Annotated in this window: 12 protein-coding genes and 1 riboswitch; of the genes, 5 read left to right on the top strand and 7 right to left on the bottom strand. The window is 59.5% G+C overall.

Translation table 11 applies throughout. From position 1 onward, the window contains the following. Nucleotides 1-40: 40 nt before the first annotated feature. Nucleotides 41-1132, bottom strand: coding sequence for a GTP cyclohydrolase FolE2 (gene folE2 / locus COL8621_RS11170; protein WP_093967441.1), 1092 nt, complete (start codon nt 1130-1132; stop codon nt 41-43). 84 nt (nt 1133-1216) lie between these two features. Beyond that, a complete protein-coding gene (metZ, locus tag COL8621_RS11175) occupies nt 1217-2395 on the bottom strand; it encodes an O-succinylhomoserine sulfhydrylase (protein ID WP_093967442.1) in 1179 nt (392 codons plus the stop codon). 49 nt (nt 2396-2444) lie between these two features. Beyond that, nucleotides 2445-2522: riboswitch (SAM riboswitch) on the bottom strand. A 115-nt stretch (nt 2523-2637) separates the two neighbouring features. Between metZ and COL8621_RS11180 the strand changes: the two genes are divergently transcribed. Beyond that, complete coding sequence (locus COL8621_RS11180; protein WP_093967443.1) at nt 2638-3582, top strand: alpha/beta hydrolase; 945 nt, start codon at nt 2638-2640, stop codon at nt 3580-3582. A gap of 23 nt (nt 3583-3605) precedes the next feature. Then, complete coding sequence (locus tag COL8621_RS11185; protein WP_093968532.1) at nt 3606-4313, top strand: glutathione S-transferase family protein; 708 nt, start codon at nt 3606-3608, stop codon at nt 4311-4313. Nucleotides 4314-4357: 44 nt separating this feature from the next. Here COL8621_RS11185 and COL8621_RS11190 read toward each other — a convergent pair whose 3' ends face one another. The 4 genes from COL8621_RS11190 to COL8621_RS11205 are packed head-to-tail and all read right to left on the bottom strand — an operon-like array spanning nt 4358 to nt 7968. Continuing rightward, nucleotides 4358-4960 (bottom strand): inner membrane-spanning protein YciB, encoded by a 603-nt coding sequence (locus tag COL8621_RS11190; RefSeq protein ID WP_093967444.1) that lies wholly within the window; start codon nt 4958-4960, stop codon nt 4358-4360. Between the two features lie 12 nt (nt 4961-4972). Next, complete coding sequence (locus COL8621_RS11195; RefSeq protein ID WP_093967445.1) at nt 4973-5875, bottom strand: EamA family transporter; 903 nt, start codon at nt 5873-5875, stop codon at nt 4973-4975. Nucleotides 5876-5908: 33 nt separating this feature from the next. Further along, complete coding sequence (gene ftsY / locus COL8621_RS11200; protein WP_093967446.1) at nt 5909-7273, bottom strand: signal recognition particle-docking protein FtsY; 1365 nt, start codon at nt 7271-7273, stop codon at nt 5909-5911. 41 nt (nt 7274-7314) lie between these two features. Continuing rightward, complete coding sequence (locus COL8621_RS11205; protein WP_093967447.1) at nt 7315-7968, bottom strand: lysoplasmalogenase family protein; 654 nt, start codon at nt 7966-7968, stop codon at nt 7315-7317. Nucleotides 7969-8067: 99 nt separating this feature from the next. Here COL8621_RS11205 and COL8621_RS11210 point away from each other — a divergent pair, with 99 nt between their 5' ends. After that, on the top strand, nt 8068-9132 hold the full coding sequence (locus tag COL8621_RS11210; RefSeq protein WP_235823842.1) for an alkane 1-monooxygenase: 1065 nt from the start codon (nt 8068-8070) through the stop codon (nt 9130-9132). A 72-nt stretch (nt 9133-9204) separates the two neighbouring features. Beyond that, on the top strand, nt 9205-9603 hold the full coding sequence (locus tag COL8621_RS11215) for a hypothetical protein (protein ID WP_093967448.1): 399 nt from the start codon (nt 9205-9207) through the stop codon (nt 9601-9603). Between the two features lie 88 nt (nt 9604-9691). On the opposite strand, the gene xseA is transcribed toward COL8621_RS11215, so the two are convergent. Beyond that, the gene (gene xseA / locus COL8621_RS11220; protein ID WP_093967449.1) at nt 9692-11173 is read right to left on the bottom strand and encodes an exodeoxyribonuclease VII large subunit; all 1482 of its coding nucleotides are present in this window, start codon (nt 11171-11173) and stop codon (nt 9692-9694) included. A 71-nt stretch (nt 11174-11244) separates the two neighbouring features. Here xseA and purD point away from each other — a divergent pair, with 71 nt between their 5' ends. Further along, on the top strand, nt 11245-12507 hold the full coding sequence (gene purD, locus COL8621_RS11225) for a phosphoribosylamine--glycine ligase (RefSeq protein ID WP_093967450.1): 1263 nt from the start codon (nt 11245-11247) through the stop codon (nt 12505-12507). Nucleotides 12508-12556 lie beyond the last annotated feature (49 nt).

Genomic DNA, 12556 nt, shown 5'->3' on the forward strand with positions numbered 1-12556 from the left:
GCTTGGCCCCGCCGCGCGCGACTGTCAAGATCGTGCGAACTTAGCCCCGGTGGATCAGCGTCGCAAAAAGCTGTGGGTCTAGGCTTTCGTTGGCAAAGGTCGGCCCTTCGACCAGAACGCTGACGGCATCGTGGCTGTGCAGGCTTTCCTGATGGCTGGCCACAACGCGGAAATCGGAAATGCGCGCATCATTGCGCAGCCCTTCACAGAACAGCCGTGCGGCGTCTTCGACGAAAATCGGGTTCGCGGCGTTCAGCTCGGCAAAGGCCTGTTCGTCTTCGCGCTTTACCATCACCTGCGTTTCCGTCGGCACGGCGTCGCGGCACATGTCGATCAGGTCTTCGAACCACAGACACTCTGCCCCGTCGGCCAACAGAACCGATACCCGCGCGACCGAACGCTGGGCGTGCGGCGTCGCCATTTGCCCGCGCACCTGACGCGCGTGTTCGGCCAATTCAAGCGAGCATGGGCAGGTCGAGGAATAGACGTAATCCACATGCATGATCTTTTTACGCACGCCGTCCTGTTCAACCAGTTCCAGCGCGATGTCGTAATATTGATAACCTTCCAGCCCCGACCGCAGCGACGGGCGCAAAACCGGGAAGGAAAAGCGCATCATGATGCGGGCATCGAAACTGTCTAGGTCGCGCTTATAGGCATCCAGCGCGGAATCGATCACCTCAAAGCTAAAGGCGCGTTCAGCGTGGCCATAAAAGCTGCGCATGATGCGCGACATGTTGATGCCCTTCTTTTCGGCCTCTAGGCTGACGGTGCCCGTGACCGAAGTTTCAAGCGTCAGGTCGCCATCGTCGCGTGTGTGAAACCGGATGGGCAGGCGAAAGTTGGAAATGCCGACATGCTGAATCGCCTGTTTTGCCCCACGGATCAGGCTGGAGGGACCATTCTGAAGGTCGGGCAACGTGGCTTTATACGCCTCATCCACGGTGAATTCTTCGGGATAGGCGCGCCGCAACGCGGGGCCATTAGACAGCTCTGCGCCCGGCACAAGGCGTGCCAATGGAGGCTCCAGACCGGCAAGCTCTTCTTCTGGCGCGGTCTGAGCCCAGCGGCGCAAAGTGGCAAGCGCATGCTCGACCTCTTCGCGATCAGGGTCGCGATCATGGATGTTCATCCGGCTCTCCCGTTCACCGATGTTTCCCGGGCATCATGTGGGGCCGATCTGCGAACTGTCCAGTCCGGCCCCTGTTTTTAGTCGTTACGTAACCGCAAGCGCGTTCGTCAAATCGGCCAGCAAATCGGCGCTGTCTTCCAGCCCGACTGAAATGCGAACCAACCCGGGCGAGATGCCCAGCGTTACCTTTTGCTCATCCGACAGACGCTGATGCGTGGTCGTCGCGGGATGGGTAACAAGGCTTTTCGCGTCGCCAAGGTTGTTGGTAATCGTGAACAGTTCCAATGTGTTAAGGAACTTGAACGCGGCCTCTTGGCCACCGGCCAGTTCGATCGACAACATTGTGCCGCCCGCCCCGATCTGCGCCATGGCGATGTCGTGCTGCGGGTGCGATGCCAACCCCGGATAGATCACGCGCGACAGCTTTTCGTGGCCTTCCAGCGCGTTGGCCAGTTTTTGCGCAGTTTCGTTTTGCGCATGGACCCGCAGGTCAAGAGTTTCGATACCTTTCAGCATCACCCACGCGTTAAACGGGCTCATCGCGCCGCCGGTATGCTTCATGTAGGGTTCAAGTGTGCCGCGAATATAGTCTTCGCTGCCAAGGATCACGCCGCCAAGGCAACGCCCTTGCCCGTCGATATGCTTGGTCGCGGAATAGACGACGACATCGGCGCCAAGTTCAATCGCGTTGGAAAACGTCGGCGTTGCGAACACGTTATCAACGATCACCAGCGCGCCAGCCGCATGGGCGATTTCGCATACGGATTTCAGGTCGATCACTTCCAACGTTGGGTTGGAAACCGACTCTAGGAACACAGCCTTTGTCTGATCGGTGATCGCGCTTTTCCACTGGTCCAGATCGGTGCCGTCAACAAAGCTGACCGACACGCCGTAACGCACCAGAATGTTTTCGAGGATATAGAGGCACGACCCAAACAACGCCCGCGACGCAACCACGTGATCGCCGGCCTTCAGCATCGAAACCAGTGCCGCGTTCACCGCCGCCATGCCGCTGGCCGTGGCAAAGGCATCTTCAGCACCTTCAACGGCTGCGATACGTTCTTCGAACATACGAACGGTTGGGTTGCCATAGCGGGCATAGATGAACTCATCTTCGCCCAGCTCTACGAACCGCGCTTCTGCCTGTTCGGCAGTGTCATAGACGAATCCCTGTGTCAGGAAAATCGACTCAGACACCTCACCATACTGGCTGCGGCGAGTCCCAGCGTGCACTTGATTTGTGCGTTTGCTCCATTTCGTCATCGGCGCATCCTCCGCGCAAAGAAAAACCCCCGACCGGGAAAGGCGGGGGTGCAATACATCCCTGACCTCTTTAGCGGAATGTTTAACGTGGCCCGCAATCCGGTAACAAATCGCCACGGGCTGAGCCATACCGCCGCACCCGGTTTCAGTCAAGCACGTCACGCATCTGTAACAGGCCGGTCACGCAGGTGTCGTATGGCCACGCTAAGCCCTGTGCGCAAGATGTAGTGGGAGCTGCCCCAATGCCCCTCGTCAAGATCAATGCCGTGAATGACCTGCCCGCCCCGGCAAACGGTGGCGACCTAAAGGGCGTTCTGGCCGATGCGTTTCACCGCGTTCCCCGCACGGCCCCGGTGATCGTGCTGATCCACGGGTTCAAGTTTTCACCGTTTCAGGAAAGCCGTTCGCCACACGAACATATCCTTTCCCTGTCGCCCAAACCCAAAAACCGCCGTGCCATTTCTTGGCCCACAGAACTGGGGTTCACCGACCTCCACCCTAACGAAGGGCTTTGCATTTCATTCGGCTGGGACGCGTCCGGGCATATTTGGCGCGCGTGCGCCAATGCCGAACACGCAGGCAAGGCGTTAGCGCAACTGACAGCCATCATTTCACAATTGCGCCCCGGACAGCGGGTCGATGTGATGACCCATTCGCTGGGTGCGCGCGTCACACTAAGCGGGATGGCGCAGATGCCCCCGCGCGCGCTGCGCCGCGTCGTGCTGATGACCCCGGCAGAAATGACCAGCCGCGCCCGCGCCGCGCTTGATACACCTGCGGGGCAATGCGCCGAATTCCTGAACATCACCAGCCGGGAAAACGATCTTTACGATTTGATGTTCGAAGGTCTGGTGGCCCCACACCGCCCCGGCGACCGCGCGCTTGGGCAAGGCGGGTTTTCAAAACGCCGCAACTGGCTGGACCTTCAGATTGACCACCCCGACACGCTGGAGGGGCTGGCACGTATCGGGCTGCACATCGCCCCGCCTTCGCGCCGCGTGTGCCATTGGAGCCCCTATCTGCGCCCCGGAATGTTCGATCTGTACCGCGCCTTCCTGCGCGAAGGGATGCCACTGACAGCCTTGCGTAACTGTGTGCCCGAAGGTTCAAGCCGCCGCTGGTCACGGCTTCTTGCACCGCCGCGCGTAAACCTACCCTTGCCCTTTGTCGGGAAAACACCATCCTGATGCCCAAGCAAAGGAGCGCGCCCATGACATCCCCGATCGACCTGCACTATTGGCCCACCCCGAACGGCTGGAAAGTTTCCATCGCCCTAGAGGAAATGGGCCTGCCCTATAACCTGCATCTGGTGAACATCGGCGCGGGCGAGCAGTTTGAACCGGAGTTCCTGAAAATCGCCCCCAACAACAGAATGCCCGCAATCGTTGACCCCGAAGGGCCAGATGGCGAACCGATCGCAATTTTCGAATCCGGTGCCATTTTGCAGTATCTTGCCCGCAAGACTGGCAAGTTCGGCGGCCCGACCGAACGTGACCGCATCGCAGTTGACCAGTGGCTAATGTGGCAGATGGGCGGCGTCGGCCCGATGGCCGGACAGGCCCACCACTTTCTGAAATACGCACCCAGCATGGAACCACCCAACGACCTGCCCTATGCCAAAGACAGGTATCGCAATGAAACCGCGCGCCTTTACGGCGTATTGGACCGGCAGCTGGCGAAGAACGAATATGTTGCAGGCGATTTCTATTCGATTGCCGATATGGCGATTTGGCCTTGGGCTTCGTTGTGGGAGGGGCAGCAACAAACGCTGGATGACAAGCCCAACCTTGCCCGTTGGCTGGATCTGGTGGGCAACCGCCCCAGCGTTCAAAAAGGTCGCGCTGTCGCGGCTGAAAAGCGTTCGAACCTGCAAAAAGATAAAAAAGCGCAGGATGTGTTGTTCAAAGGCAAAGCGTAAAGCATGAACAACCGCTGGGCGTTTAACACGCCCAGCGCATCCGCTTAGCCGTTCTTTTCTTCGATCGCGTATTTCTGAAACAAACCATTTTGCGTCATGAAAAACACGAAGATCGCCACTGTCAGGCCGAAGGTTTTGAAATTCACCCACGCATCGGTGGACATCGTGCGCCAGATCACCTCGTTCAGGATGGCCAGAAGGGCGAAGAAAAACATCAAGCGCCTCGTCAGGATAAGCCAGCCTTCGTGCTGAAGCGGCATCATCCCTTCCATCACGTATTTCAAATACGACTCACCGCGCAAAAGCCCGAACCCAAGAATGCCCGCAAACAGGGTGTAGATCATCGTTGGTTTCATCTTGATGAAGCGATCATCGTTCAACCAGACCGTCAGCCCGCCAAACACCACCACAAGCACCGCAGTTACAATCTGCATCTTCGAGATGTGACCAGACAGCTTCCACATCAGAAATGTGCTTAGAAGGATCAGCGGAATGAAGCCCGCGGTGACAAGGATGAACCCGTCATAGTCGGTGCCGCCGATGGTAAAGGTTTGCCCCTTCAGCTTCACGTAGGCCACAAAGAATGCGACGATCGGGCCGATCTCTAACCCCAATCTAACGAACGGGTTGATCTGTTTTTCAGCCATACGGGTTCTCTCCTATGCGCCCATCTCAACTATCACAGCGCCAAGGGCAATCAACGTCATTAAGGCCAACCGACGTGGGCCGACGGTTTCTTTTAGGACAATCCAGCCGATCAGGGCCGCAAACACCGTGGATGTTTCGCGCAACACTGCGGCCTCTCCTACTTTATCAAGCCGTGTGGCCATCATCACCGATCCGAAACTGCCATAGGCCACCACCGCGCCGAATGCCCCGCGCGTCAACAGTGGGCGCAGGTCGGGCGGGTTCTTCATGGCGCGATACCGCAAAAATGCCAGCACCGGAAAATCGATAGCCGTGATCAGGAAGAACCACGCCAAGAACGTGAACGGATCAGGCGTCGCGCGGATGCCGAACGCATCATAGGTGGTGTAAAGCGCCACCAACGCGCCCGTCGCCACCGCAAGCCACAGCGCAGGCACCAAAGTAGCGCGGCCAACTTCCACGTGGATCAGGTTGTACACGGCCAAGCCAAAGATACCGGCCAACAAAACAGCAACGCCCAGCCACTGAACGCCGCTGAATGTCTCGTCAAAGATAAGCCACGCGCCAACAACCGTGAACAGCGGCCCCGTGCCCCGCACAACGGGATAGACAACCGTGAACGACCCCCTGCTATAGGCCAGCGCCATCCCCAGCTTATAAGTCAGGTGAATCGGCACGGTCCCCAGCAGTATCAGCCATTCGTGCCCCTGCGGCCACGGCACCAGAAACAGTGCGATGGGAAGGCTAAGCGCGAATAGCCAGATATCAATCGCCCCGCGCGACAGCCACGGGTCGAACCGCCCCTTTTGCAACGCACCAAACACCGCATGCAAAAACGCGGCCATCAACGCCAGTGACAGCGCCAAGGTCTTGCCCGCCTCGGTCCCTTCGAGGGAGATTAGCCAATCACTCATACAGAACGAGGCGCCTTTGGGTTTTCAACTGGATCAGCTTTCGACGCCAGCCAACGCGTTTGCGAAATCTTCGGGGTCGAACGCGTCCAGATCATCGATCTGTTCGCCGACGCCAATGGCGTGGATCGGCAGGCCGAACTTATCCGCCAGCGCGACCAGCACACCGCCCTTGGCCGTCCCGTCCAGTTTGGTCATCACAAGGCCCGACACATCCGCAAGCTTTTGGAACGTATCCACCTGATTAAGCGCGTTCTGGCCCGTGGTCGCATCCAGCACCAGCAGGGTGTTATGCGGTGCCTCTGGGTCTTTCTTACGGATCACGCGCACGATCTTGGACAGCTCTTCCATCAGGTCGGCGCGGTTTTGCAACCGCCCGGCCGTGTCGATCAGCAAAAGATCTGCGCCGTCTTCCTGTGCCTTGGTCATGGCGTCATAGGCCAACGATGCAGGGTCAGACCCTTCTGGCGCGGTCAGCACGGGCACGCCCGCGCGATCGCCCCAAACCTGCAGTTGCTCAACAGCCGCCGCGCGGAATGTATCACCGGCGGCAATCACAACGCTTTTACCGGCTGCTTTGAACTGGCTGGCAAGCTTGCCAATCGTTGTCGTCTTGCCAGAACCGTTCACCCCAACCACAAGCACCACCTGCGGGCGTGTCGGGTACAGCGGCAAAGGTTTTGCCACAGGTTCCATGATCCGTGCGATTTCGCTGGCCAGCAGGCCCTTAATCTCGTCCACCGACAGCTTCTTGCCAAACCGCCCCTCGGCCATGTTGGCCGTAACGCGTAGCGCGGTATCCACGCCCATATCGGCGGTGATCAACAGCTCTTCCAGGCTTTCCAGCATGTCGTCGTCCAGCACGCGGCGCTTGACGGTCTTTGGCTGGCTGCGCCCCAGAATACGGCCCAGAAAGCCGGGTTTGCCCGCGTCTGCGCTTACCTCAACCCCGCCGGGGGAATAGGTGGGCATTTCAACGGGTGTGGGGTCTGGCATGATATCGGGCAGAACCGGTGCCTCGACTGGCACGTCAACCTCAACCTGATCACCACCGGGAATGGGCACATTCACGGGTTCGGGCGTGGGTTCGGGTTCTTCCAACGGCTGAGGCGGCTCTGGCATCGGAACCGGGGTCGGTTCTGGTTCTGGCTGCGGCTCTGGCTCAGGGATTGGTTCGGGGGCCGGTTCCGGCTCTGGCAGAGGTTCAGGCTCTGGCTGCGGTTCCGGTGTGGGTTCCACTTCGGGTTCGGGTTCTGGCTGCGGAGCGGGCTCTGGTTCTTGCTGTGAAACAGCCTCCACCAGTTCTTCTTCGCCGCCTTCGTCAACGATCGCCTCTAACCCCTCTTCCAGCTTGGAAGAAGATTTGAACAGCTTGTCCTTGAGCTTTCTGAAAAACGCCATGAGTGCCTCCGGTTATCCGTCACTTAATGGCTATTTCCGGCCTATGGAAGGGACAGCGGAACAAACGCGGCCAAGATAAACGCCTGCCCGGCCACATAAAGCACCCAAAGCAGCCATCCAGCGGGGCGTTTTACCGCAGATGTCGGGGCCAAGCGAAACAGTTGAACCGACAGGATCAGATCAGACAGCACAAAAAGCCCCGCCCCCACAGTTGCCAGATGATACTGTGCCGGCAACGCGAATGCGGCCAGCCCCATCACTGTGATCAGCACCACATAACACCGCACCGCCCAACGAAGCGCGCCGGTATGCGGGGCCAGCCAAAACTCGGTCGATATGGCCATTACCAGAAGGGCAATCGCAGGTAGCGGTGCCAATTCAAAGGCAAGGTCCAGCCCTCCACCCAGCGGTAAGAACAAAGCGATATATGCCAAATGCGCCGCGCCAAAGCCCATCAAGCCTGCCATGAACGCAGACTCGCCTTCGCGTGACAGGGCGAAATCACCAAATGCGGAAAGCCCAAGCCCAATCACCAAAAGCCATGGCGCGTGGGCAAGAATGGCAATCAACGCGAACAGCGGCAGCGGAATAGTCTTAATCAGGGTTTTACGCGTCGAAGATGTGCGACTGCTAAGCGGCAAATAGGCAACCGCCGCACAGACGGCCACGCCAAAGAGCACAGTGTTTATACCCATAACCTTCCCTTTCCTCCGCCGGTGCCTATCCTATTCCTCAGCCCGACGGGGTTGGCAAGCGGGCGCGCTTTCGCCCATGGTGCGCCCACGGGGATCTGAATGACGAAGAATATGAACAAGCGACGCTCTGTTATCCTATTTGCGATGGCCACGTTGGCCCCTCTTCCGCTGCTTGTGCTGGGGGCGGCGACGGGGGGCGTGTGGATATGGCTGGCGCTTGCGTATCTGACGGCGTTTGCGTTCCTGTTGGACCAACTTGTGGCAATCATCACGCCCGACGCACCGGAAGGCGCTGAGTTCCCTGCCGCTGATGGCCTGTCTGCCACGCTCGCCGTCGCTCATTTCGGGCTGTTTGCGCTGGGGGTCTGGGCCGTATCGGGCACCAGCGGTCTGAGCGTCAGCGAACGCATCGCTGCCTTTTTCGCGTTCGGCCTTTTCTTTGGGCAGGTCAGCAACTCGAACGCGCATGAGCTTATCCACCGGGGGCAAAGGCCGCTGCGGGCGTTGGGGCGATGGGTTTATATCAGTCACCTGTTCGGCCATCACGCTTCGGCCCACCCAAAGGTACACCACAGGTTTGTCGCGACGCCGGATGATCCGAATTCGGCCGATTTGGGGGAAAGCTATTACCGGTTCGCGCCGCGCGCTTGGATCGGATCGTTCCGCGCCGGTCTAGTTGCGGAAAACCATCTTCGCCGGTCGCGCAGCCCCAAGCCCCCGCTTTGGACCCACCCCTATATCAGCTACGTCGGCGGAGCGGTGGTGTTATTGGCGCTTAGCGCGGCAGTGTTTGGCATATCGGGCCTGTTGGCCCATCTGGCCCTTGCCGGCTATGCGACCGCGCAGTTGTTGCTGTCGGACTATGTTCAACACTACGGCCTAAGCCGCGCGAAATCCGCGAATGGCCGCTATGAACCAGTGGGAGAGCGCCATTCTTGGAACGCGCCACATTGGTTTTCCAGCTACTTAATGCTGAACGCGCCGCGCCATTCCGACCATCACGCGCACCCCACCCGCGCCTATCCGGCACTGCACCTGCCCGAACGGAAAGACGCGCCCACCCTTCCCGCCAGCCTGCCCGCGATGGCGACGTTGGCCCTGTTCCCAACGCTATGGCGGCGCGTGATGGACAAACGCGTGGCCCGGTGGAAGACCGCCGGGTAACGGCAACTTGGATGGAACTTTTCTGGTCGCTATGCCAACCTAAGACCACCTGTAACCGCTAAGGGTTCTGCGATGCGCCGTGCCATACTGATTGCCGCTATAGTTACCGCCACGCCCGCCTATGCCGAACCGGCGATGAACGGCGCCGCGTTTGAACGGTACGCGACCGGCAAAACCCTGTACTTTGGCAATGATGGTGTTGCCTATGGGGCGGAACAGTATTTGCCCGATCGCAGGGTCATCTGGACGTTTCTGGATGGTGAATGCATGGAGGGGCACTGGTACGAACAGGCGGGCCAGATCTGCTTTGTCTACGAAAACGCGCCGGACACCCCCCAATGCTGGAGCTTTTTCAATGAATCGGACGGCGTAATGGCCCGGTTTGAAAATGATCCGGAAGCCACCCAACTGATCGAAGTGGATCAAAGCCCCGAACCATTGATATGCCCGGGGCCACGGGTTGGGGTCTGATCCAATTGCGCGCCTGCGGCGCACTCCTTTTTTGCACCGCCTTACGGCGGAGCAGCCCGTAACCGGAATGTTTAGCCAAATTTGAAAGTTAAAGAAGCGTACCCTGTTCAGGCGGCGGGGTTGGTTTTGATTTGGGCTTTGATGGCTTTGCGCCAATCTTGAAACTGCCATCCTGAAACTGAATTTCCAACGCGGTCGCTTTTTCGGCGGCTGATTTCGTGGTGATCACCTGATCGCCGGACCGGACAACCGCGTATCCGCGTTTTAAGGTTTCTTCATAGCCCAAGCTTTGGCGCATACGTTCAAGGGCGGACAGATCAGTGCTCCACTTAGCCACTTGCGAATTCCCAACCCGATCAAGACGCGCAAGGATTTTGCCCAGATCATTTTTCTTACGCTCAATATCGCGCGTCAAAAGTTGCGGTTGCAGGCGGCTTGTGCGGTCGCCAAGGCGGCGCTTTGCCTCTGCCGTCAGACGGTTCAAACTTGCCGGGCGCAAAGAGCCGCTGACCTCGACCATGCGAACGCGCTTTTTCTGGGCGGCTGCATGCAGCGATGGGCCAAGCCTGTCAGACGTATAGTCAAGCCGCTGACGCGCAGCTTCGACCAGAACACCGGGTTTGGGCAAAGCACGGGACAGATCGCGCAGGCGTTGCCCGCGCTGCGTGGTGGACTGAGTGATACCGCGGGTCAGGCGCGCGGATTGGCCATCGACCCATGCCAGCAACTCCATCCGCACCGGCACGGCCAATTCGGCGGCGGCGGTGGGCGTTGGCGCGCGCCGGTCTGAAACGAAGTCAATCAGGGTGGTATCAGTTTCGTGCCCAACCGCAGAGATAAGCGGAATGTCAGACGCAGCCGCCGCACGGGCGACACTTTCTTCGTTGAAGCCCCACAAATCCTCGATCGAGCCACCGCCCCGCGCGACAATCAGCAGATCAGGCCGGGGCAGCGCGCCGCCGGGCGTCAAACGGTTGAACCCTTCGATGGCGCGGGTCACTTCGGGCGCGCATTTTTGCCCCTGCACCGCAACCGGCCAAATTAGAACCTTGCGCGGGAAACGATCCCGCAAGCGATGCAGGATATCGCGGATCACCGCGCCCGAGGGCGACGTAACGACCCCGATGACCTCGGGCAGATAGGGCAGCGGTTTTTTCCGTTCAGCCGCAAATAGCCCCTCCCCCTCCAGTGCCTTCTTGCGCTTTTCCAGCATCGCCATAAGGGCACCCATGCCCGCAGGCGCAATGTCTTCGATCACGATCTGGTATTTCGACTGGCCGGGGAATGTAGTCAGGCGGCCTGTGGCGACAACCTCCAACCCTTCTTCAGGTTGCGTGGCAAGGCGCGCGGCCACGCCCTTCCAGATCACACCCGAGATGACCGCGCGGTCATCTTTCAGATCCAGATAGATATGCCCTGATCGCGGGCGCGACACGCGGCCAATCTCCCCACGGACACGCACATGGCTGAATTCACCTTCGATCGTGCGCTTCACCGCACCCGAAAGTTCGGTGACGGTAAATTCGGGGGCATTAATCCCCGGTGTCGGGTCGTCAATCAGGTCTGACATGTCTGCTCGCTTGTGTTGCGCTTTGCACCAGCTTAGAACGCGCCGGAACGAAGGCCAAGCGGGGGCAGCAGATGAATATTCTGATTTTGGGCGGCGGCGGGCGCGAACATGCGTTGGCATGGGCAATTAAACAAAACCCGAAATGCGATCGGTTGATCGTTGCGCCCGGTAATGCCGGCATCGCGCAGTTGGCCGAATGCGCCGAGCTGAATATCAACGATGGCGGTTCGGTCGTGACCTTCGCCGAAGAAAACGCCATCAGCTTTGTGGTGATCGGGCCAGAGGCTCCGCTGGCCGCAGGTGTGGCAGACAGGCTGGATGCCGCGGGCATCCCATGCTTTGGGCCAAGTCAGGCCGCTGCGGCGCTGGAAGCGTCCAAAGCCTTCACCAAAGAGATTTGCGATGCCTGTGGCGCGCCCACCGCTGCCTATGCGCGTTTCACCGAAGCCGAGCCCGCCAAAGCCTATATTCGCGAACAAGGCGCACCCATCGTCGTAAAGGCCGACGGCCTGGCCGCCGGTAAAGGCGTGATCGTCGCGATGGACGATGAAACCGCGCTGGCCGCCATCGACGATATGTTCGGCGGTGAATTCGGCGAAGCCGGTGCAGAGGTCGTGATCGAAGAATTCATGGAGGGCGAGGAAGCATCGTTCTTCATACTGTGTGACGGCGAAAACGTGCTGCCCGTTGGCACGGCGCAGGATCACAAGCGTGTTGGCGAAGGTGACACTGGCCCAAACACCGGCGGCATGGGGGCCTATTCCCCCGCGCCCGTCCTGACCGACGCAGTGGCAGAGCTGGCGATGGAACAGATCATCCGCCCCACCGTGGCACAGATGGCCAAGCGCGGCACCCCTTACAAAGGCGTGCTCTATGCTGGGTTTATGATCAAAGACGGCCAGCCGCGTCTGGTGGAATACAACGTGCGCTTTGGCGACCCAGAGTGTCAGGTGCTGATGATGCGGCTGGGCGCGCAGGCGCTGGACCTTCTGCTGGCCTGCGCCGAAGGGCGTTTGGGCGAAGCTCAGGTAAACTGGGCCGACGATCACGCCATGACGGTCGTGATGGCCGCGAATGGTTATCCGGGCAGCTATGAAAAGGGTTCTGTCATCGGTGGGCTGGATACCCTGCCCGAAGACAGCATGAACATGGTTTTCCACGCGGGCACCAAAGAAATCGACGGCAAGGTTACGGCAAACGGCGGGCGCGTTCTTAACGTTACCGCCCGCGGCGCGACCCTTCAGGAAGCGCGCGACCGTGCCTATGCGATGGTCGAGGCAATCGACTGGCCCGGCGGCTTTTACCGCCGCGATATCGGGTGGCGGGCGTTGTAAGTACGGCTTCGGATTGGTTTCGCGATCCGACGGAACCGGCCCCACGAAG

Source organism: Actibacterium lipolyticum (genome assembly GCF_900184935.1).
GTDB classification, from domain to species: Bacteria; Pseudomonadota; Alphaproteobacteria; order Rhodobacterales; family Rhodobacteraceae; genus Actibacterium_A; species Actibacterium_A lipolyticum.